Origin of the sequence: Candidatus Thalassolituus haligoni (assembly GCF_041222825.1) — a bacterium.
GTDB lineage: Bacteria > Pseudomonadota > Gammaproteobacteria > Pseudomonadales > Oceanobacteraceae > Oceanobacter > Oceanobacter antarcticus.
The window spans coordinates 1738399-1760368 of sequence record NZ_CP139482.1 but is presented as its reverse complement, the minus strand read 5'-3'; the positions used below and the strand labels follow the sequence as shown (position 1 = coordinate 1760368).

Annotated in this window: 15 protein-coding genes and 1 pseudogene; 3 read left to right on the top strand and 13 right to left on the bottom strand. The window is 49.7% G+C overall.

The features are described from left to right. The first annotated feature begins 249 nt into the window (after positions 1–249). Both SOJ49_RS07900 and SOJ49_RS07895 read left to right on the top strand, forming a co-directional pair. Complete coding sequence (locus SOJ49_RS07900; protein ID WP_369854611.1) at positions 250–648, top strand: transposase; 399 nt, start codon at positions 250–252, stop codon at positions 646–648. Further along, complete coding sequence (locus SOJ49_RS07895; protein ID WP_369858052.1) at positions 585–1727, top strand: IS3 family transposase; 1143 nt, start codon at positions 585–587, stop codon at positions 1725–1727. Before SOJ49_RS07900 ends, SOJ49_RS07895 begins: the two co-directional genes overlap by 64 nt. A gap of 60 nt (positions 1728–1787) precedes the next feature. Here the strand turns inward: SOJ49_RS07895 and SOJ49_RS07890 are convergent, their stop codons facing one another. The 7 genes from SOJ49_RS07890 to SOJ49_RS07860 form a co-directional block, all read right to left on the bottom strand. After that, entirely contained in the window at positions 1788–2309 is a 522-nt protein-coding gene (locus tag SOJ49_RS07890; protein WP_369857680.1) for a hypothetical protein, read from the bottom strand. Positions 2310–2393: 84 nt separating this feature from the next. After that, entirely contained in the window at positions 2394–2843 is a 450-nt protein-coding gene (locus tag SOJ49_RS07885) for a GNAT family N-acetyltransferase (RefSeq protein ID WP_369857679.1), read from the bottom strand. A gap of 81 nt (positions 2844–2924) precedes the next feature. Further along, complete coding sequence (locus SOJ49_RS07880; protein ID WP_369857678.1) at positions 2925–3761, bottom strand: helix-turn-helix domain-containing protein; 837 nt, start codon at positions 3759–3761, stop codon at positions 2925–2927. A gap of 134 nt (positions 3762–3895) precedes the next feature. Then, a complete protein-coding gene (locus SOJ49_RS07875) occupies positions 3896–5746 on the bottom strand; it encodes a hypothetical protein (protein WP_369857677.1) in 1851 nt (616 codons plus the stop codon). A gap of 26 nt (positions 5747–5772) precedes the next feature. Continuing rightward, positions 5773–6612 (bottom strand): hypothetical protein, encoded by an 840-nt coding sequence (locus SOJ49_RS07870; RefSeq protein WP_369857676.1) that lies wholly within the window; start codon positions 6610–6612, stop codon positions 5773–5775. 75 nt (positions 6613–6687) lie between these two features. After that, the gene (locus tag SOJ49_RS07865; protein WP_369857675.1) at positions 6688–7323 is read right to left on the bottom strand and encodes an NADAR family protein; all 636 of its coding nucleotides are present in this window, start codon (positions 7321–7323) and stop codon (positions 6688–6690) included. Further along, positions 7313–8329, bottom strand: a complete 1017-nt coding sequence (locus tag SOJ49_RS07860) for a hypothetical protein (RefSeq protein ID WP_369857674.1) — start codon at positions 8327–8329, stop codon at positions 7313–7315. The genes SOJ49_RS07865 and SOJ49_RS07860 overlap by 11 nt, the downstream gene beginning before the upstream one ends. Positions 8330–8673: 344 nt before the next feature. On the opposite strand from SOJ49_RS07860, the gene SOJ49_RS07855 reads away from it, so the two are divergent. After that, a complete protein-coding gene (locus SOJ49_RS07855; RefSeq protein WP_369857673.1) occupies positions 8674–9348 on the top strand; it encodes a phage integrase N-terminal SAM-like domain-containing protein in 675 nt (224 codons plus the stop codon). 292 nt (positions 9349–9640) lie between these two features. Here SOJ49_RS07855 and SOJ49_RS07850 read toward each other — a convergent pair. The 6 genes and pseudogenes from SOJ49_RS07850 to SOJ49_RS07825 form a co-directional block, all read right to left on the bottom strand. Beyond that, positions 9641–10147 (bottom strand): annotated as a pseudogene (locus tag SOJ49_RS07850) (transposase); the annotation flags it as partial. Between the two features lie 370 nt (positions 10148–10517). Then, the gene (locus SOJ49_RS07845; protein WP_369857672.1) at positions 10518–14123 is read right to left on the bottom strand and encodes a flagellar hook-basal body complex protein; all 3606 of its coding nucleotides are present in this window, start codon (positions 14121–14123) and stop codon (positions 10518–10520) included. Positions 14124–14208: 85 nt separating this feature from the next. Further along, positions 14209–15009 (bottom strand): flagellar hook assembly protein FlgD, encoded by an 801-nt coding sequence (locus SOJ49_RS07840; RefSeq protein ID WP_369857671.1) that lies wholly within the window; start codon positions 15007–15009, stop codon positions 14209–14211. An 11-nt stretch (positions 15010–15020) separates the two neighbouring features. Then, on the bottom strand, positions 15021–15467 hold the full coding sequence (gene flgC / locus SOJ49_RS07835) for a flagellar basal body rod protein FlgC (RefSeq protein ID WP_369857670.1): 447 nt from the start codon (positions 15465–15467) through the stop codon (positions 15021–15023). 2 nt (positions 15468–15469) lie between these two features. After that, complete coding sequence (flgB, locus tag SOJ49_RS07830) at positions 15470–15889, bottom strand: flagellar basal body rod protein FlgB (RefSeq protein WP_369857669.1); 420 nt, start codon at positions 15887–15889, stop codon at positions 15470–15472. A 287-nt stretch (positions 15890–16176) separates the two neighbouring features. Beyond that, entirely contained in the window at positions 16177–21963 is a 5787-nt protein-coding gene (locus tag SOJ49_RS07825; RefSeq protein WP_369857668.1) for a DUF5017 domain-containing protein, read from the bottom strand. Positions 21964–21970 lie beyond the last annotated feature (7 nt).

Genomic DNA, 21970 nt, shown 5'->3' with positions numbered 1-21970 from the left:
CACCGAGCAAATTTTGATGGCGGCTTTTGTGCGTTTTTTTGCACAAAAGGTGACAGTAAAATTTGTCCGGTGGAGCCGCTTGTTAAGTGCCAATAATAAATATAACTGAATACCCAATAATAATAACCATAGATTTTGTTTGGCCGATAACTCGTGACAAATGTCTAAGGGGTACCCTGTATGTCAACCTAAGCCTGAGCCAGTGGATTTTAAGATAACATCTAAATCAGGGCGCTCAGGAGAATCACCATGCCAAAACCTGCTACCACTGCTAATCCCAAAGTTGAACCCAGTCCCGCACTGGAAAAGCGGGTGCGCAGAGCCTTCAGTACCGAATACAAGTTATCCATCATCCAGCAAGCCGAGGCCTGCCAGCATGGTGAGTTAGGGGAACTGCTGCGCCGTGAAAAATTGTATTCCAATCAACTGTCTCAATGGCGTCGGGAACGGGCTGAACAAGGGCTGGAGGGTCTGAAAAAATCCGCCCCAGGTCCCGCGCCGAAGAAGACCGCTGAGCAAAAACGTATCGAACAGCTCGAAAAAGAGAACGAGCGGCTACGCAAGCAGATCGAGATTCAGAATGGCTGCCTGACGCTCCAAAAAAAAGCCTTGGATCTGCTGGACATGCTCGACGAGGACGCGTCATGAATCAGTTGCTGCAGGCACCATTACCCTCCGGTATTTCTGAACGCCTTGCTTGTCACGTGCTGGATATTTGTCGTAATACCTTTCGTGCCATACGCGCCCGTTATCATTTTTGCGGGCCGGTGAACCCACACCGACGAAAGCGCAAGGATACCCAACAGCCACGGGCCCTGAGTGTCGAAGAGCGTACTCAGGCAAAAGCGGTATTGAGCAGCACTGAGTATCAGGATCAACCACCGGCGCAGGTGTATTACAGCCTGCTGCAACAAGGCACCTACCTGTGCTCCATCAGCACGATGCACCGACTGCTGCGAGTCGATGGACTCAACGGCGAACGCCGTCTTCAGCGTCCGCGCCAGTCGCATGCCATTCCACGGCTGAAGGCGACCGCGCCCAATCAAGTCTGGACCTGGGACATTGCCAAGCTGCCGACCAGGAAGCGCGGTGAATACCTGTCCTTGTACGTGGTCATGGATCTGTTCAGCCGTTACATTGTGGCCTGGATGCTGTCACGCAAGGAAAACAGTGCGCTGTCCAGCCAGCTGATCATGGAAGCGCATGAACGTTATGACATACAACCCGGTACGCTCACGCTGCATCAGGATCGTGGCACCCCCATGACCGCCCACTGCTATCTGGATTTGCTGGGTGAGTTGACGATGACGGCCAGTCATAGCCGCCCCCGAGTGAGCAACGACAACGCGATGAGTGAAGCACAGTTCAAGACCCTGAAATATCAGCCGGACTACCCGGGCCGCTTCGACAGCTACGACCATGCGGTACATTGGAATGAGGACTATGTCCGCTGGTACAACCATGATCACCACCATAGCAGCCTGGCCGGTTTTACGCCCCATCAGGTGTTTAGCGGGGAATACCTTGAAATCGCTCACCTCCGGCAAGCGGCACTGGACGAGATGTACGCTCAGCACCCGGAGCGCTTCAGTAAAGGTCGTCCAAACGTACCGCTACCACCGGCCGAAGTCTGCATCAATCCGGTGCCAGAGGATGCTGATCAGGAGACAATCGAAAAAGGCGTGAACTTCCCAACGTTGCCACGGGCGATTACAAAAGCAATGTAATGTTTAAAAAACTGGCTCAAATGACGTTGACACGTTCCGGGTAGCTTGTCCTTACGTTTTTTATGATTCTGAAGTACAGGCCAACATAGCTGGCTTCACAGCTGAGTTCATATTATCCAAAATGGTTTGCTGACTTATTTCTATCAATTGACCTAGAAAATCCAAAACTGCTGCATTTTTCTTTAACTCCGTCTGCTCACCTATATCTAATCCCGATAAGCCGCCGCCGTGTATCACTACCGTATTCACCCTCTGTCCAAACTCAGTTTGATAAAACATCACGTTCTCGGCAATCAACTCACTTGGCACCTGTTTTAGTAATGCCTCGAAAATAGGTTTTTCTAACGCGGAATGAACATTCCGCATTATACATTCGCGTTCAGAATGCCCCCATTCTGTCTTCTTTTTTATGGTAGGCATCAAGGCGCGCCCCTCTGTACTGGCAATAATTTGGTGAATATCTATCTGCCTATACAGCTCCACCAACATACTCCTTTTCACTACTGAAGATGCTCTATCTTCATATGCGTTAGCTACACTATTCACTAAAATAAAAGCAACAAACCATGTATTTTTTTTCATTTATTAATCTCCAGTCTTCTTAATATCACTTTCAATCCGCTTACCACTTAACGCCGCCAACACAGATTCGAGCTTGCGAGCATCCTAGTGCTTGGCCTTGTTAGCAGTAAATTTCAGGCGCAATACTTGCTGCCCTGTTGGCTCATGGAGCTTTTCTTCTAATTGCTCAAAGCCATATTTTGAATAGAAGTTACGACCTATACTATTTACTTTAAATACCTCAACTTCAAGATTACCATGGATTTCTTGGGCTTTATCCATTAAGGCCTTGCCAATACCTTGACCATGACAATTGGGTTGAAGAAAAATTGCCCCAACTTCGTTGCCCATAAGTGCAATAAAGCCTTTAATCTCACCTCCAAGTTCGGCGACCCATGTATCTGTATTAGGCATATATATTTCAGCTACGTTTGTCCGCTCTTGAGCAATAAACTCATCGGTCATGAATGGATGAGCTAATCGTGTTGCCACCTCCCATGAATTAAGTACGCCCTCTAAATCTGAAACCTTATACTGACGAATGTGTGATTTCATCGTTTAACTCTCTGTGTATGAATTGATAACGGCTATTCTAATGAGTAGCGATCAATGCAGATTGAATAAAAACGACAATTTTCAATCAAATTCGAAATTACCATAGATGTCTATGGTGAGATCTCGGTCCAGTGCGTAATTAGCAGGTGTTTTGCCAATAGAACTTTTAAGGTGGCGAATAAAATGGGACTGGTCTGAAAAACCGAATTTGTTAGCAACATCAGTCCAATTGATGTCTTCTTTATTAAGCTGATACAAATCGTTAAGTATTTCTTCTAGGTGAATCATGGATTGAATTTGCTTCATGGATAGGCCTGTTACTCTTGCAAAGCTTCGCTCAATAGTACGCTGTGAACGATGTAACTTTCCTCCGATTTCAGATATAGCTGTATCGCCAACTAATAACATAATCTGACGAACTAAATGACTGTGCTTGTCTTCGTGAGAGTCCGATAACCAGGGCAAGAGCACTTCGTCCAGAATATTGCATACTTGTTTCTTTTGTTCCGCAGCATTAATTAAAAGCTGATCTAGATTAAATGTCCTAGAGCCAATGAGATGATTCACATCAATCATCTCAACCTTATCCAACTTTGAACTAAAGTTATTGATTTTTAAAGAATAGAGCGCCCCAATTTTAAATTTGACTCCAACAATCTTGAAAGGAGCCGAGTGATCCATCGTAAATGTTTTTAGGTGAGGGAATATCCAATGACTTCCACTAACATTTTGAGCTTTAGCGCTATGCGTATACTCATATTTACTATTCAAATTCGAAACAATTAAATGAGAAGAAGGATCTGGATTCAGTTTGGGATAGCTAAAGCTCTGATCATGTAATTCTTTTTCTAAAAACCAGTAGCACTCAACATATTTCGCTACATCCTCCATTTTCGGTGATAGCTTCCAGCTTTTCATTCAAACTCTCTTCCTCGTTGCTGACTATGCGGATGACTGCTAACGCCGCGCTCTGCGGCAAATTTGGAGCGCAGCGGAAAATTTGTCCGACAGCAGCGCCTTGTTAGGGCTGCCGAAATGATATGTTAGGGATATCACTTCTTTCTCCTGTTTTTCTTACGGGATTGTTTTGCAATTTTATTCTTATTCTTTCTTTTGCTGTTCTTGCTTTTAGTACTGATATTTTTTTTAGAGTTATTCTTTCGGCCAAATATCCCCTCTCTAGCATCCATTAGGATCGGCCTTGTTACATCTATTTTTACCTTTTCACCGGATTTCTCTGATAGATATATTTCGTCAAAAATGTCTGAGTAATCTGGAGAAAGAAAGATTAGATCCGCATCTTTTTCAATAACATCTTTAAGCCCACCATGTTTTAGTCCAAATCCAACATATTCCAATTCATCTGTGCCAAAAAGCTTGCCATGAAGCTGAATCCTTTCGTTCAAATATGTAACCAAGTGCTCTTCTTTTAACTCTAGATGCTTATATCCTTGAACTAATGACTCCAGATCAAACTGATTTATCACCCATGGATAAGGAGCCTCAGCGCTTTTTTCCAATAATAAGTTTAGGTTTGTTGCTAACGGGCCGTAATCGTCCCTTGTTAAACAGATGGAAAAAACATTGTCAAAATCATCAGGGTTGAGAGTTAACACAAGATTCGAGTCACCATCATAGAGGCTGACCTCGCTCCCTTTCGCTAATTGTCCCCTTATTCTCTCTGCTTGCTCAAACCCTTTCTGGATGCCTCTATTGCTGCGGAAGTGCCGTTTTATCCTCGTGTACGACTTCTCAGGATCTCTAAAGGGCTCTATTGGTGGAGATGCCTTAGCTTCTACTAAAAAAAGGTTTCTACCACTCACGATTATGGAGTCATGTTCGTGATGTAAATTCGCTGTTTCGTATAATCCGCTGTAAGCTATAGCCTCTTCTTTTAATAAGTCGAGAAAAAGACCCTCACCACTTTTCTCCAAAAGCATATCTCTGTGATGCAGAAATCTATCTCGCTTTTCGCTATTTAGGACAATCGTTTCAAGCTGATTTAAAAGCGAAGTGAATAGAGCATTTATAGATGGACAAAAGTAGTTGCTATCATTTGATTCTATAATCGGTCTTGATTCAGCAGGGTTTTCCTCTGTTATATAGGTAAATTCAATTCCCGCGCCTCGTTTTAAAGAGAAATAAGTTAAAAACTTTTCTATTTCCTCTTGGCTGTGATCTAGTTCGTCAGTTTTAAATGAAAACAGATTATTCATGTGCTCTAAGAATCTAGGTATAAAGCTAGAATATTCTGACTTGGCTGTTTCTTCTTTTAGACGTTGCTCACTCCAGCCTTCACTAGCTGCTGCATCAAGAAGCCCCAACCTAAGCTCCTTTTCCTTTTCAGCGTCCAGGTATAATTGATCCAGTTTATTTTGTTGGAGTTTGGCTATTAAGTTGCAAATATCAAGACAACTGGATATCGATAAGCCAATATGATCAGTTATATCCTGATCAAAACGTAATAAACCTTCATTGATGCGATTTGCAACTTGCTCAACTGACGCCATCAGAGATGTATTGAAATAGTGTAGGAATGCTGGCATAGCAACCTCTCTACACCTGTGCCACTCCTCCGAGAGGTCGTCCTTTTCTTCTTCAGAAGGCCAGAAGATTAAAGCATATAGTTGAAATACTTCGTTCAAACTGTCTATTAATTTGGAGGTGGACTTTTCATCGAGTGTTTGTGGTTCGCACGGTTCTTCTGTCTGCTGCATTATTCCCATCAGATAGAAGCACTGCTTAGCTGGGGATACAAGCCTTGAGTTTTCTTGGTCAGGAAAGGAATGTTTGCGTAACTCCATTGCAACAGTATTAAGAAGAGAAGAGGTCGAAAATCTCTTAACTAAGCCCTTTAGCTCTTCGATTTTCTCAATTAATTCTGTGTGGAGCTTTTCTTCCATCTGTGCTTCCTTGTTGCCCTAACGCCTCAAGAACCGGTGGCGTTTTCGCCATCCGAGTTGCTTGACTTGTTAGTTTGCTCTTGCGCTGTAGGACTATCTTTTTCATCAAGTTCTATTGAGGAATAACCATATTGCGCAGCTTGAAATAGTGAGAACAATACAGCAACGAAACCAAGCGCTTTTACAGTGGGCCGCTCAAGAAAAGTGTTAACTTTATTTCCCCAGTTCTTGTTGTGAACTATCACCTTATTTCGTTGAAGAAGGTAGTACATATGTTGAAACCAGTAGGCTTTGCACATGGTTGATTTGTGAAGCTTCACATACTCTTTAGCTGCAAAAGCATCAACTTCTTCTTTACCAGATAAACCATCACGGTGCTCGCCATCATTTAGCTTCATGAAACTAGCCATTCGAGGATGCTCTACACAGTTCTTCCCATAAATGGACAATATAAGTGAAGATAAATTAAATTTCTTAGAGTCTGGAATTCTTTTGCCGTCCTCACCAGAAAGAACTTTGTAGCGATGGATTAAAGCTTCAAATCCATAGTTAATATTGGACATATTCCAGTGCAGCCAAAACCCACCATCGTTTTCTGAAAGAAAGGAGAAAAACTGAGCTAGCATCTCCTTTTCTAAATCATCGTAATGCTCGTGGATATCCTCGCGTGGGATCTTATTCACTTCAGCAATCAAGTGGATAGAAAAGCTGTGCATGGTAGAGCTACCGACATGAAGCACGGCGATAGAGGTTATACGTGGAGAATAATTCTCATTATTATCATTCAAGTTCTGACACGAGTAATGAACAATAAAAAGACTTTTCTCGTTTTCATGCAGTTTTTTTAATGTCTCTTTAGCGTTCAATTAAAAATCCATATTCTGATTGCAAACTAACGCTCGGTTCAGCGGTGAGCGCAGCGAATCCGCTGCAACCGCTTGTTAAACATCGAACTGGCCCTGCGGGTTACTATAAGGCCGCACATCACTAGCGTGAACTTCCCTTATATCATCACCTAATAGTAGAAAATTACTGATATTTGGAACCGGTACAATTGAAAGCTGATCTTGTGACGAATTTTCAACTAGCGCCCTTAATTCCATAAGCAATCGACCGAGAGCATTAACGCCAACAAGAGTTTGTTGGTCAACCGGCTTAGCGCCCCAAAAATCATCTTTATTTGAACTCTCTACAATCGGATTCTCTCCCGATTCTTTCAACAGGGCGGAAAATTTTTCATAATTTTGAGCAAGTTTTACCCTTAGACTCCATTTCATAATGACTATACGGGTTTTCTGCCAGTCTTCCCTTGTATCAGCCCTATGTGGTTTTCCAACCATTTTTGCTGTCATAGGGCTACTTTGATGAATAATCTTCTTCTGAATTTCTGGATTATTCGGATAGCGACAGGCCTGATACAGTGCTTCTGTACTACGTATGTAAACGCCATTAACACACAGTGGGTATCCGGGAGCCATATTTGAAAACCCACCCCACTTTTCTGATGTCTTTTTAAATATGGCAGACTTGTCTCGTGTGTAGGTCCGAAAGTTATCCTTCAAGAAATCAGGATCCATACGTTTTCCTTTGCAACAATGGATACCATTTACTAAAAGGATGCGATGGGCTAGCAGTGGGATCACCCCACCAGAACGCTAATGGGTTGTTATTTGGGCAATTTCTAAAGCTAAAGACAGTAGAACCAAACCCGAACCCTCGGAATGTTGAGTATCCTAATGGCTTTACAACACCACTATTTTGAGAAGAAACCCCCATAATTTTTAGCCCATATTTAAACATAATTCGCTCATAAGCCTCTCTCCGTGGGCTCGAAAATATTTTATTTTTCACTCCATTTTTTTGTCTATATTTTGGGTCAAAACTTTCATTTCTAAACCAATTGTCATAGCCATCAAGATTGGCTATTGAATCTGTGGGCCAAAAAACCTCAGAATAGTCTTTTCTATACAATCTGTTCTCAAGACGATATTCTTCATAAGATAAAAAGACGAATTTGATATTTTTTCCTGATTCCTCAGCGATCTTTTTCAGCATTCTCTTAGTAGCCCACTGCCCATATGTATACCAACCTATTGTAATTACACATACGCGACATTCATCTGGAGCAATATCAATAATCCAGTCTTGCATGTCTGAGCGAAGCCTATTTCCCGAAAAAATGAAATCGTCTAAATATATAAATTCATCAGATTCTTTCCCTATAAGCTCGCCCACGCTATACCGCTGATTGATAGCCTTAACTAAAACATCGTTTAGCTCATCTTGGCTGCTCCCATTTTTCTGTATGTCAAGTAGAGATACAGACCTCCAATAGTTATCCTTTTCTTCACTATAGACATGGTCATTGTCAATCAAAGAATTAACAAATTGGGTGAAGTCATCGGCGGTGATGTAGTTCCTTTTAAGAATTTTTAGTGTTTCCAATAGGACAATTTCTTGCTCATCTTCATCAAATTGAGCTATCCACCTTTCCACATGCGAAGAATCGTAGGTTCCAAACTCTCCATCTCTATAGCCATCTATAATCTCAGCTATTTTTCTACATTCTTCAACATGCGGCATTTTCACTTCCTGTTTGCTCAGATTAATTTATGTTTAACAGTTTATTAGTGCGCATGCGCGGTTTCTGGGCAAGTCAGTTCCTGGGAAATCACCGTAACTACTTGAATAATAGGAAGTAAAATCCATTTCCAGATCAGTCCATTCTGTGAAAGCGAGCATGCGCATTAACTCCTTTGTGCCTTGCGCATTAATCTGTAAACCTGCGCAACAAATTTCCGTGTATCAATGCCTTAACGATAACAACGTCCGGGAAAGCGCGCAAGGCTTCTGAAAAAGCGCGCATTGATTTGGGCAAACTTTCAATTATACTGGATATGCATACACATCAGATCAAGGAGTGATCAATGACTTCCAGCCCCTTTCTCAATGACATTCGCCGCTTTATGCGCACCCGCGGCTACAGCCTGCGAACCGAGAAAACCTATGTTTACTGGATTCGGTTCTTTATTCGTTACCAAAAGCGGAGACATCCCAAAGAGATGGGGGCTGCTGAGGTGGTGCAGTTTCTGGGGTTTCTGGCGAATGATCGTCATGTCTCGGTCAATACTCAGAAGCTGGCCTTGAATGCGTTGGCGTTTCTCTATAACGCGTATCTGGAATTGCCTCTGGGCGACCTGGGCTTTCAACATGCCAACAAACCTGCCAAATTGCCTGTGGTGATCTCATCGCAGGAGGTCGGACGCATTCTTGCCGAGATGAATAATCGGGATCGGCTGATATTTTCGCTGCTATTTGGCTCCGGTTTGCGCATTTCTGAATGTTTACGGCTGAGAATCAAGGATTTCGATTTTTCTCGGCGAGCACTGACCCACAGCGGCAAAGGAAACAAGGACCGGGTGACAATTCTCTCCTTATCGCTTCAGACTGAAAATGAAGCAGCGATGGCCAGTGCCATAGACATTCAGAAAATTGATAATACTCAGGGTGTTGGCCCCTCGTTGCCAGATGCCCTGGGGAGAAAGTATCCGAATGCCTTCCGTCAACCGGCCTGGATGTTCTTGTTTCCTTCCAGCGGTTGAGTTTGCACCCGGATACCGGAGTGACCTGTCGGCATCATCTGCATCAGGATGTTGAAATTCTTATTCGCTTCGCCGACAGAAGCTTTTTAACCCGAGAAATCACGCTTATCTGGTTGTTTTCTGAGTGATCTTTCCGCTGGAAGCAGGATTCTCCACCCTGTTTCCGGTCTTCAGACGGATTGACCCTGTAACTTTGCCATTCTCACCAGGTTGTAAGCCATCATGGTCATCTCAAGAGCGCTGTTGACCTTCGCCAGTCCTTTCACTTTTAACTGTCGTAAGGGGCCGATGGTCTTGCCCCAGCCGAAGGGTTCTTCGGCCGAAAACTCTTTTGGGAAGCCCAGGCCTGCATCAAAGTGCCATCGACACTGAAATGATCGTTCGACAGGAGCTGTTGTTTTTGGGCCGAGGCAACCACTTCGGCAAATAATTCGGTGCTGACGTTATGGTGGATCAAGCGATCCCGATTGACGCTGAAAGTTGAGTGATCCCGGACCGGATCATCAATGCTCAGGCCGACAAACCAGCGATAGAGCATGTTGTACTGAATCTGCTCGACCAGTTGCCGTTCGCTGCGAATACTGAAGAGGATTTGCAGCAGCAAGGCTCTCAATAAACGCTCCGGAGGAATGGATTCCCGCCCACGCTCGGAATAGATCAGGCTGAGCTTCCAATCGATGTGGGTGAGCGCCTGATCGAACAGGATTTTGATGGATCGTAAAGGGTGATCGTGTGGAACCCGTTCATCCAGTTTGATGGTGGTGAACAGAGGCTCCTGAGTAATGTCAGCACCACGCATGGGAGTCCGGGAATCCATTGAAAAAGAGCATTTTACCGAAGCCAGTAGACATCAGGAATAAAATCAACAGCCTGTTAGGGGACATCTATTTAATCCGGTGCTCACTCTGGGCTAGCGGATGGTGTCGAATCACGAAGCCAACTTGCAGGCCTGACGGGTCAAGTCAAACGTCGGCGACACAGAGTCGAGATCATCCGGCAGCCCCAGCAAGGCGCGGGTTGCCGCCGTTCAGAGCGGTGTTGGCGAATGTGAAAAGGACGCGTCATTTCGCGGCATTCGCCGCCTTGCCCTGATCACCGGCAACACTCGCGCAGAGTCGTGCAGGATTATATATGTCCCCTCTACCTTAATGTCTTGTCACACTGGCGGATCAGATATTCAGGATCGACTGGGTTACCTGATCGGATGTTTCAATGGTTTTGGCGCTGGCCTGGAAGTTACGCTGGGCCACAATCAGCCGCACCAATTGCTCCGACAGGTCAACATTGGACTCTTCCAGTGCTGCCGATTGGATCTGCCCGAGCGAGGCGGTTCTTGGTTCACCAATGGTAGGGACACCCGATGCGTAAGATTCCGTCCAGCCAGTGCTGCCAACCGGTGTCAGCCCTTCCGGGTTGGTGAAGTTGGCCAACGCCACCTGGCCCAGTGTCTGGGACTGGCCATTGCTGAACTGGGCAAAGATAATCCCGTCGTTGTCAATTTCCAGACCGGTCAAACGGCCAGTGGTGTAGCCATCCTGACTGACCTGGTTGACCGAAAACGAGCTGCCATATTGGGTGCTGCCGCCCAGATCGATCTCGAAGTTGGAGCTGGTGGCAGGTTCCGTTAACGGCAACCCCCCTTCCAGTACATTCAGAGAACCGAGTGCACCATTACGGCTATCGGTGTCATCCAGTGGATCCCAGTTGGTTACAAACAAGGAGCCGGTGGCATCGCTATCGATGGTGCCATCCTGGTTAAAGTAAATGGTGTAACGCGCCCGAGTAGCTTCCAGATTGTCCGGGAAGTCCAGCGTCGGGTCGGGATCCCCGACATCCTGACCATCCACCTGAACGTACATGGCCCATTCGGCATCGGTCGCGGTGGCACTGGCAGAAGGCTCACGCACAAAGTACTGAGTCATGACATGGGAATTACCCTGGCTGTCGTAAATCGTCTGCGAGGTGGCATGGCTGTAGGTTTCCGGGTCGGCCGGATCAAATACGTTTAATACGTACGGTGAAAATTCACTCTCATTCAGTGAGCTGAAAATACCCGACAAGGCCGGATCCGGATTGGTCAGGGTGTAGCCTTCATTCATTACGATATCGACGCTACCGCCAATGGAAGCGGCGGTCGCGCCACTGGCGCTGCCACCCAATACCGCCGTGCTGGTGGTGGTGGCACCCGATACAATCAACGAATCGCTGGCGACCCCACTGCTCATTTCAACGGTGATGTCACGGCCGATGGCGTTACTGATTTCCAGATCACCGCTGGCGTTCAGTTCAGCACTGAAGCCTGGCAAGGTGGTGGTGCTGTAGGAATTAATTTCATCGGCCAGATCGGCCAGGCTGGTGGCGGTCAATAGCTGGCCGTTCAGGTTCAGCGTCATATCACCGCCAGGGCTGTTGTAGCCTGCTGCCGTCAGCGTCGCCACCGTATTGGACGACGCGGTGACGCCAGGTTGCTGATTCAGCAAGGCAACAATTTCGTTGGCTTCGCTGTTTTCTGGCAACAAAACGTCGTATTCATTGCCGTCAGGATCCACCAGCGTAACGCTGGTTTCCGGGTAACCATTGTTCACACCTTCAATCCCGAGGGTCAGCAAGTTACTGTCTGTCGGATTGATTTGCAGCGCCGCGAACAGCTCGTCATCGGTAATATCTGCACCGCTGGCGGTGACGTTGGTGACCGATATCTGTGATGCTTCTCCGGCTTCGGTAGCGCGGAATTCCAGTTGATATTGTGGAGGCGTGGTGTTGGGGATAATTTCTGCTGCAACAGCGCGTACGCCAATATAGGCATCGGCATCCTGGCTGTTGAGCTGGGCATTAATCGCGGAGGCCATTTCCTGTACCGATGAAAATTCCTGATCCAGCGAAATCAGTACCGAACCACTGCGGCTTTCAGGATCCGGGGCGGGCACGCTCAGGTTAATACGGAAGCTGTTGGTGCGATCCACGGCATCGCTGCCGTTAACGGCAAACAGGCTGTCAAAGCCCAGTGCTGTCAGCGCCTGTGGCTCGGTGGCAGAGGCGCTAATACCAATCCCTTCACCCGCACCGGTATTGAGGTTGGTAAATACCAGCTGGCCACCGACGGCATCGACGCTGACCTTGTCGGCCAGCCCACCAGCGCCGATAAACACATCGATCTGCTGCTGAATCTCGCTCGCCAGATCACCCATGCTGCTGTACGAACCCGGTGGAATGGTGATGGTAAATGGCCCGGCACCCTGAGCCGATGTGCTGGTGACTTCGAGCTGGAATTCGTTATTGGCGAGTACCGGTGCGACCCCGGCGTCGTAGCGGTTGGCGCTGGCAAAGCCGAGATCATCAAGACTCAAACCTGAAGACGTCGTGGCGTTGTTGGCAATTTGCACATAATCGCCCCGCGCTGCCGGGGTCTGAACCTGAAATTCGAGACGACCACTGCTATTCACCACCGCTACTTCTGGTGTCGTGGTATAGGTCGCTATCTGGGCGTTGATTTCCGTCACCACTTCCGCCGTGGTGACATTGGCAAAATCGCCTGGTGCCGCGCTGACCCAGCTGGCTTCCGACAATACCATCGGATAAGTCGAGCCGTTGCCACTGGCCAACGTAAAGGCCATGACATTACCCGAGGCGGTGCTGAAATCCTGGGCACCATAAATACTGCCTGCCGTCAGCGTAGCAAATTCTCCCCCCGAGCTGCCGACCATGGTCAGCGGTGGTTTGGCCGTTGTCCGAGTGGTAGTGGAAGTACCCGCAATACTGGTGAAATCGACGTTCAACGGGGTACTGCCGACAAACAGCAAGGAGCCTGCCGTACCGGCGCTGACCGGGCTACTGGCACCAAACGCAGTATCCCAGTCGGTGGTATTGGCAACCACAAAGGCACTGCCATCGGTCGCGGCATAGCCCGAGCGTTGAATGACCAGTTCGCCAGTACTGCCCTGGGTAGCAGTAAATTGCTGCGAACCAAATGCGCTATCCAGTGCAGTCTGAACATCCGCCAGAATATCGTTCACCGTCGAGCCAGCGGCAACCCCGGTCAGGGTCACCGTTTGGGCACCAGCGCCATCACCGGCATCAATATCCATTGTGATACTGGTGTAACCCGTGGTTGCAACCGTCGTCAGATCGGTTGCAAAAGCCAACTGCGACGGCGTGCCTGCCGTGGTCGGCTGCCCTGCCGCAACCAGTGTTGAAGCGGTGGATTCCAGAATACCCGAGTCCACCATGCCGATGGCCAGACCGGTGGTCGAAATCGTCGTGCCCTGCTGTTGCAGAATGCCCTCACCAGCATCGAGGTTCAGTTGCGCCTCCACCAGGCTGGTCAGCCGTGGTGCCTGGTTGGAGGCATCGATACTGAGGTCTTCAATAACGCCATTAAGATCACCGGCGGCACTGGCCATAAAGCCTTGCAGCCGTGAACCGTTGTTCGATACCACATAGCCGTCCTTGTCGAGCGAGAAAATCCCCGCTCGGGTAAACGACTGCGAACCATTATCAGCCAAGACAAAAAAAACATTGCCATCGATCGCCAGATCAAGCGCGTTATCGGTCGCGCTAATACTGCCCTGACTGAATTCCTGACGCACGTTAGCCACCTGCACACCGCTGCCGACCGGCGCACTGCCGCTACCCAGTAATGAGGTGGTGTAAAGATCACCAAATTCGGTACGCGATTCCTTAAAGCCGGTGGTGCTGGCATTGGCAATATTATTACCCGCTACCGACAGGTCGGTGGAAGCTGCGCTGATACCGCTCAAACCAATATTAAAAGCCATTAAACATTCCTCTTCTCACTGCCTGTCGTACACCATTCGGTGGTTGTCTTGCCCGCCTCGGGCAACGTCGGATAGCCAGGACTCATTATTCATCCAGAATCTGGGAGACATCAGCCAGCCCGGCCTTTTGGCCACCGGTCAGATTCAACGTGACCTGGCCACTGGAGTTCAACGTCACGCTGTCGACCCGCGAACTCATCTGCATACTGATATCTTCCGTTGTACCGGCAAGCGTGCCGGTCAGGGTGAACTGGTACTCGCCAGGGTCGTACGGTTTCAGCACCGCATTGCCCTCGCTGTCGAGTACCTGCTCGCCATTGTCATCCAGATAATATTCCTGCCGATTCAGATCAGCGGTTGTCAGCGGTACGATCTCGCCATCCATCATCAGGTTGAGACCATCCCAACGTACCGATACCGGGCCATCACTGTGGTTACCCAACGGGTATTGCTCCAGCAACTGGCCACTGCTGTCGCGAATCGACAACGTCAGGTTGCTGGCACTGTCGGGAATCTCGGTATAACCGCTCACCACCCCGCCACTCAGCAGCAGGCCATTCTGGTTGCCATCCACGATCACCGACTGACCCACCAGACTGGACGCCTGCAAGGCAGAATAGGAGGAGAACTCCGACATCATGCTTTCGCTGGTGGTGTTCAGTTTGTCGATGCCTTCTACTGCCGAAAACTGCGCCAGCTGGGCGACAAAGGCCTGGTTGTCCATTGGATCAAGCGGGTTCTGGTTGTTCAGCTGCGCCACCATCAGTTCCAGAAAGGCATCCTGACCCAGCTCATTTTGTTTACTCTGATTCTGTACCGAGCTGCTGCTTTCCGAGCGGTACTGATCGAGGATCGAGGCGGCTGAACTTACATCACCGATTGCCATAAACCTTCCCCTTATTGACCCAGTGTCAGCGTGCGCTGCAACATTTGTTTGGCGGTTTTCATTACCTCAACATTCATCTGATAGCTGCGCGAGGAAGACATCATGTCGGTCATCTCTTCCACCACATTGACGTTCGGGTAAAAAACATAGCCATCTTCATTGGCCATCGGATGATCCGGCTGGAAACGGGCCTGCAGCGGCGAGTCCTTTTCAACAATACCCAGCACCTGCACCCCGGCCCCGACATCGCCTTCCAGCTCACTGAACTGACTGTCTTTGTTCAGCTGCAGGGCTTGCTGTTGCATCACCGCAAACCAGGGTTTGCGTGCACGATAGGTTTCGTCGACCGAACTGGATGCACTGTCGGCGTTGGCCAGGTTCGATGCGGTGGTGTTCATCCGGATGGACTGGGCGTTCATGCCAGAACCGGCGATATCAAAGACGTTGGTTAATGACATGATCAATCTCCCCGAATGGCCCCTTTCAGGCCCTTGAATTTGCTGTTGAGAAACTCGAAGCTGGCGTCGTAATCAAGACTGTTGCGAGCATATAACGCCTGTTCGATTTGCGAATCGACGGTATTGCCGTCAATCGATGGCTGGCTCGGATTACGATACAACAGGGATTCATCCATTCGTCTGCGTCCGGCAATATGACCGGCCGACGTCTGTTCCAAAACCAGCCCGGTTGAATGGCGGGTATCCACCTTGTTACTGGCTACCGCCTGTTCCAGCGCCGACTGAAAATTAAAATCGCGGGACTTGAATCCCGGCGTATCGGCATTGGCGAGGTTATTGGCCAAGACTTCTGCCCGTTTAGCGCGCAGCTGCAGCGCTTCGTCGTGAAGACCCAGTGCGTTGTTGAAACTGATTGCTGCCATTGCCGCTTCTGCCCAAAATAGTTGCTCTGGGTGTAATAAAGCAACCGACGTGCCAAAAATAAAAACCTTTATTTTTCAATAAGTTAATATTAATTCCAGCAAAACAAGACGGTAACAGACAGAGGCTTTGCCGCTTCGGAGGCAAGCCGAGGCGAAAGGCGGCAACGGAGCAAAGACATACCGGAGGCATCGGTCAGGGTGACACAGAGGCAGCAGCAAAAGCCGGACAGGAACAAAAAAGCCGCTACCCGAAGGCAGCGGCTTATAAAGATCAAATCAGTTCGTGCTTAGTTCGCCGTGATTTGAGTCGTGCCTTCGATGCTCTTGTCGTAAGAGCTGTAGCCTTCGAAGTCAAAATCACCGTTAACGATCACAGTGGTACCAGCTGCGGAAGGGTTGGAAACCGGGCCCCAAAGAGTCCGGTCATCACCGCCCAGTTTGACAGCAATCACTTGGCTGGCATCGTCGACATCAGCAACCTCTATTGCATAGTCACCGTTCACTACAGTACTGGTGATAACGCCAATCACTTCAACACCATCCGTATCTGCAGCCAGTGCACGGGCTTCTGTCACACTCATGGCGGAAGAGCCAGCAGCGACCACCGGAATCGGACCGAAGTAACCGATTTCCGCTTCATAGCCAGCAGAAGGATCTACCGAAATATCACCAGGGTGCTGCACAACGTTGGTGATGTAGGCAAAACCGTTGATCTGGTTAAACAGATAAGGCCCGGTGTTTTCTGCGCCATTAGGAGCAGAGAAGATACGGGTCAGTTGCTTGCTGTCCAGATTATAAGACCAGACGAAGTTGTTGGCGTGCAAGCCGGTATCTTCGGTAATGATCAAGGTGTTATAGCCGACATAGGCGACGTTATCCGGGCCAGACAAACCGTCGGTTGAACAGGCGGAACCCTCGGCAATGCCCGCTACTTCACCCTTGACAGCACCGATCACAAACTCAGAACCGATGTCTGCGTTGCTGCCCAGCGACAACTCGTAAATACCGCCACACTGGTTGGCAGTCAGCTGTATATGGTTAGGGCCACCGGTCTCGTTGGAACCGTTCAGCATGCCTTTGACGATATTGGTGGTTGCCAGGTAGGCTTTGTGGTTATGGGGGTTGTAGGTGAAACCCTCTTCCTTGGCCATTTCCACCGTGGCACCCAGATAAGCGGCATAACGACGGGTTTCCAGACGCGAAGCGGCCAGCTCCATGCCAGACTTGAGCTTCAGACATTCCTGGCTACCCAGGTAATTGATGCTCTTGTAACCCAGTGCACAGGCACCACCGGTTGGTTCAACCGCATCAAAGATGTCGGCAAATGCCAGCGGGCTGTCGCCATTGACCAGCTCAGATACGTCGGCATCGGTGGCGTGGCCCAGGCTGATCCATTCAATATCAGCAGCGCCCATATAGGCATTGTCGGCGGCACCGGCATCGGTCTGGTTCCACTTCATGGCATACAGGGTACCGGCCGTCAGGTTCTCGGCCTCGTCTGCAATGTACATAAACAAACCGCCACCGGTGGACTGGTCATCGGTCAGGTACATAGTCCTGCGGTCTGGCATCACGTAAGGCACTTCGATCGACATGCGGGCAACCGAGTAGTGTTTGATAACGTCGGTAGTGACGCTGGAACCGTCAACGTTTACGGTCACTTCAACCGGATAGCCGTACCAGTATGGGTTAACCTGCAGCAAGCTCAGATCCGCGTGGTAATCCGCAATAGGATCATAGTAGCTGTCGATAGAACCGGTAGCCGCTGAACGGGCACGGGCATTGGGTTCGTACTCTTCGGCTGCCAGGTGGGTGTTCCACGGGGTAACAACCGCCGCACAATGATTGTAGCCGCCATGCACACCGGAAAAATCCAATGTCTGAGTGGAAACCGGCGTCAGATCACCCGTCGTGCTGTCTTGCTGCAGTTCCAGCAGATTCATGCCACCTGGAATATTTTCAAACTGGCTGACGGCAAAGATGCGATCGCCAATCGGCAGGATCGACATAAACTCGTTGTAGTTGGACACAAACAGGTTGGAACCGGCGCTGTCTTTTACCTGAGCGTAGACGTTACCGTCCACCAGCTGACCAGATTTCACCAGTGTTTTATAGCCGGAGTTTGCAACGGCAACCCCGTCGATGCTCAGACCGGTTGAGCCTATGACTTCAAACGATGCGGCTGAACCTTCAACCGGTACCGCCACTTCATCAAAGGCCAGAGTACCTTCGGTACGCTGGTTAACCGTATTCAGTGCGGTGTAAGCCGGTGCCGTATCGGCCAGTTCGGTGCCGCCTTTGGTATCTGTGGCTTCACCGCTGCCGGAACCCAGTTTGGTAATGGCGAAGTTGGTAATCTCCCAGGTCGCGGCATCGCCGCCAAACGCACCGGTGTAACGGAATGCAACAGACAGCGTCTGACCCGCATAGGCGGACAGATCAATATCACCAGACGCAGCAAACGCCCAGCCGCCTGCTGACCAGGTGGCCTGGGCAGTCAGATCGTCCCAGTTTGCAGACGTTACGTCACCGGTATAGTCGGTAGCAACCAGCAGCTGAATCTGGCTCAGCGGGTCGGTACCGTAGTTGTAAGCAGACTCGAAGTTCAGCACATATTCTGCACCGGCATCCAGCGTTGCTGGCACAATCAGCCAGTCATCACAGGCTTCGGTACCTTTGTAGCAGCTGATCTTGGCACCATAGCTGCTGTCAACTGCCCAGCTGATGGTGGCTTCACCCTGATCAACCACATCGTAGTTGTCCAGCGAGGTTTTGAAGTCGTCACTCAACACCACTTCGTCTTCAGTCGCAACTGCCTGACCCAGCTTGGTAATGGAAAAGTTGGTCAATTCCCAGGTCGCGGCATCGCCGCCAAACGCACCGGTGTAACGGAATGCAACAGACAGCGTCTGACCCGCATAGGCGGACAGATCAATATCACCAGACGCAGCAAACGCCCAGCCGCCTGCTGACCAGGTGGCCTGGGCAGTCAGATCGTCCCAGTTTGCAGACGTTACGTCACCGGTATAGTCGGTAGCAACCAGCAGCTGAATCTGGCTCAGCGGGTCGGTACCGTAGTTGTAAGCAGACTCGAAGTTCAGCACATATTCTGCACCGGCATCCAGCGTTGCTGGCACAATCAGCCAGTCATCACAGGCTTCGGTACCTTTGTAGCAGCTGATCTTGGCACCATAGCTGCTGTCAACTGCCCAGCTGATGGTGGCTTCACCCTGATCAACCACATCGTAGTTGTCCAGCGAGGTTTTGAAGTCGTCACTCAACACCACTTCGTCTTCGGTACCGGCATTCGTTGTTGGTACAGCGGTAGTCCCTGCAAAAATCTCCAGATCCACCCACACCATACGGTGATCGGAGCTTTCAATATCAGCTGCATCCACAGCGGTGACCAGGTAGTAAAGATCATCGGTTTCACGTGGCCAAAACACCCCACTCTGGGCAACGTTCAGGCCGTAGGCCGATGGCAATACGTAGTCCGCACGCATCGCCCAACCAGCAGTATGGGTCGAAGAATAGATGCTGGATGGCGTGTTATCAGTACCGGCAACCGAGGTAGGTACCTGGAAGGTGGTGCTGTCTTCATGCAGGTTCGGGTTCACCAGCGGCGACAGGGTCAGCTGTTCAATCGCCCGGACACCGTCTTTGGTATAGGCATCGCCTTCTTTGCCTGAAGCATTTTCGTCACCCAGAATGACAAAGCGGGTGTTTTCTTCCAGTGTTACCTCGGTTGCTGAACCGGTCTGGTCGGCGTAGAGGTAGTGACTGGTTGGGTCGATGTAGTCCGCCCACAAGCGAATTTCGTCGAAATTACGGATGCCGTTACGGTCTTCGTTGCCATCAAAGGTCGGAGGTGTCGGGTGTGACGCCAAAACGTGAACAAAGGTACCGTTAACGTTGACTGGCAGGTCAATGTGAGTCTTGGAAGACAGACGGAACACCGTCATTTCTTCATCGGTGTACCAGTTGCCATCGGTCACATTCCCTTCGCTATCCACGGCTGGTGGCACCAGGTGGTCCGGCATATCAGCCCATTTGAATTCCTGGAAGGTGCGAATATTGGCTTCATCAATCGGGTATTTGGAGAAAATCGCCATGCAGTACTGGCCATTGTAGTTACCAAAACCGTAGCGATCTTCTGGATCCAGGCTGTCACCGTCCTTGTTGAAATCGACCGCCACAGCTTCTTCAATCGGCGCACCGGTGTTGCAGTAGTTGGTGTTGCCGTTATCACCGTAATACACGTATGGATAAGTGACCGCATCGATGTCATCCGCCTGAGCCACTGCCAGGTAGTCTGAGTTGAAGGTGGTCACCGTGGCACCGTCGTCGTTACCGTCAATTTCATTCAGCAACAGGATATCCGGGTTGGCGCGCTGGATGATTTCAGCGATTTTTTGTGCCTTGCGGTATTCACCGCCAGCAAAAGCCGTGTTCTGCTCACCAACCGCTGCTTGCAGGTCGAAGCCAGCATTAAAGGTGGCAATACGGAAGTCACCGGCTTTGGCAGGCATCGCATAGACAGAACCGGGGGCCACATCGACAAACAGGCTGGCGGTTTCGCTATTGCTGTCGCTATCAGTGACCGTCAGGGTAACCTCATAACGACCGGCATCAGTAAAGGCGTGGCTGGCCACCGCAGCGGTCGCGGTGGAGCCATCACCGAAATCCCAGGAGTAGCTGTAGGGAGCACCCGCACCATTGACTGCAGCACCGGTGAACTTGTAGTCACGTTCGGTGTAGAAGCTGTCACCGGCAACGGTAATTTCTGCCGCCAGCGGGAAATCACCGGTACCGTTACCCTTGATCAGAACATCATCCACTTCCCACTTGGTGGCATTGGCAACCGGGTAAGCATAGTGAAAAGCGATGTAAATTGGCTGGCCGACAAAGTCCGACAGGTCAACCGTACCGGAATCGGCAAATTCAAAGCTGCCAGGAGACCAGGTAGCGCGATCCGATATATCAGTCCAGGTCGCCGCCCCCACATCTCCAGCGTAGTCGCCAGACACCACCAACGACAGCTGATCAGTACCGGTACCGTAGTTCCAAGCACTGTTAAAGGTCAGTTGCAGATCTTCGAAATTGGTGACATCCAATGCCGGAGTAATCATCCAGGCGTCACAGGCACCGGCACTGGCGTAGCAGTTAGCGACGGCGAACAGATCACCGGCATAGCTTTCGGTGTGCCATTCATTGCTGCCTGCAATGCCGTTCACCTGAGTCCACTTGGCCATGGAATCAGACTCGAAGTCGTCTTCAAACAGCTTGATTTCGCGGGCGGGTTCACTGTCGTCGATACGGGTCACACTGACGGTCAGGGCCTGCTGATCAGACAGTTGATTGTCGCTGACCACCAGGGTCACCGTCAGTTCGGTCAGGTTCAGGCTGTCGTCGTTGATAGCAGCAACACCGGCATCGGTCAGCACAACAGTTGAGCCAGCGATCGCAAAATAACCTTCGTTATCGCCATCCAGGCGGTAGAACAGCTCGTCACCTTCGGCATCCGTTGCACTGAAGGTCACCACGACAGTAGTTGCGCTAACACTGTCTTCAGTGACGCCATTCGCAGCGGCGGTCAATTCAGGCGCGGTATTTTCTGCCACGGTATCATCGATACGGGTCACCGCCACAGTCACCGTGTCAGCGGTGGAAAGCGTGCCATCCGACACGGTCACGGTCACTGATAACGCGGTGAGATCCAGGCTGTCGTCATTGACGGCGTTAACCCCCTGAGAGGTCAACAGTACTGAATCACCGGAAACCGTGAAGTAGGTATTGTTGCTGAGCGTGAAAGTGAGTTCATCACCTTCTGCGTCGCTTGCGGCCATGGTCGCAATCACGGCACCGGCAGAGACACTGTCTTCTGTCAGCGTACTGCCAGCGGTCAGGGTCAGCTCAGGCGCTGTATTCTCAATGGCTGCGTTATTGTCATTGTTGTCATCAGAACCACAACTTGCCAGTGCCAAAGAGGCGACCAACACAGAAAGCGGCAACAGCCGCTTCGGTAGTGTCGGTGCCTCAGACAACAGCAAACCGTTTTCGGTTGCTTTAGTCATCGGGGTT

Excerpts from the sequence above, each read along its gene's own strand:
- SOJ49_RS07890 (WP_369857680.1), bottom strand. The coding sequence starts at position 2,309 with ATGAAAAAAAATACATGGTTTGTTGCTTTTATTTTAGTGAATAGTGTA.
- flgC (WP_369857670.1), bottom strand. The coding sequence starts at position 15,467 with ATGTCATTAACCAACGTCTTTGATATCGCCGGTTCTGGCATGAACGCC.
- SOJ49_RS07885 (WP_369857679.1), bottom strand. The coding sequence starts at position 2,843 with ATGAAATCACACATTCGTCAGTATAAGGTTTCAGATTTAGAGGGCGTA.
- SOJ49_RS07845 (WP_369857672.1), bottom strand. The coding sequence starts at position 14,123 with ATGGCTTTTAATATTGGTTTGAGCGGTATCAGCGCAGCTTCCACCGAC.
- SOJ49_RS07865 (WP_369857675.1), bottom strand. The coding sequence starts at position 7,323 with ATGGATCCTGATTTCTTGAAGGATAACTTTCGGACCTACACACGAGAC.
- SOJ49_RS07855 (WP_369857673.1), top strand. The coding sequence starts at position 8,674 with ATGACTTCCAGCCCCTTTCTCAATGACATTCGCCGCTTTATGCGCACC.
- flgB (WP_369857669.1), bottom strand. The coding sequence starts at position 15,889 with ATGGCAGCAATCAGTTTCAACAACGCACTGGGTCTTCACGACGAAGCG.
- SOJ49_RS07880 (WP_369857678.1), bottom strand. The coding sequence starts at position 3,761 with ATGAAAAGCTGGAAGCTATCACCGAAAATGGAGGATGTAGCGAAATAT.
- SOJ49_RS07875 (WP_369857677.1), bottom strand. The coding sequence starts at position 5,746 with ATGGAAGAAAAGCTCCACACAGAATTAATTGAGAAAATCGAAGAGCTA.
- SOJ49_RS07860 (WP_369857674.1), bottom strand. The coding sequence starts at position 8,329 with ATGCCGCATGTTGAAGAATGTAGAAAAATAGCTGAGATTATAGATGGC.
- SOJ49_RS07840 (WP_369857671.1), bottom strand. The coding sequence starts at position 15,009 with ATGGCAATCGGTGATGTAAGTTCAGCCGCCTCGATCCTCGATCAGTAC.
- SOJ49_RS07900 (WP_369854611.1), top strand. The coding sequence starts at position 250 with ATGCCAAAACCTGCTACCACTGCTAATCCCAAAGTTGAACCCAGTCCC.
- SOJ49_RS07825 (WP_369857668.1), bottom strand. The coding sequence starts at position 21,963 with ATGACTAAAGCAACCGAAAACGGTTTGCTGTTGTCTGAGGCACCGACA.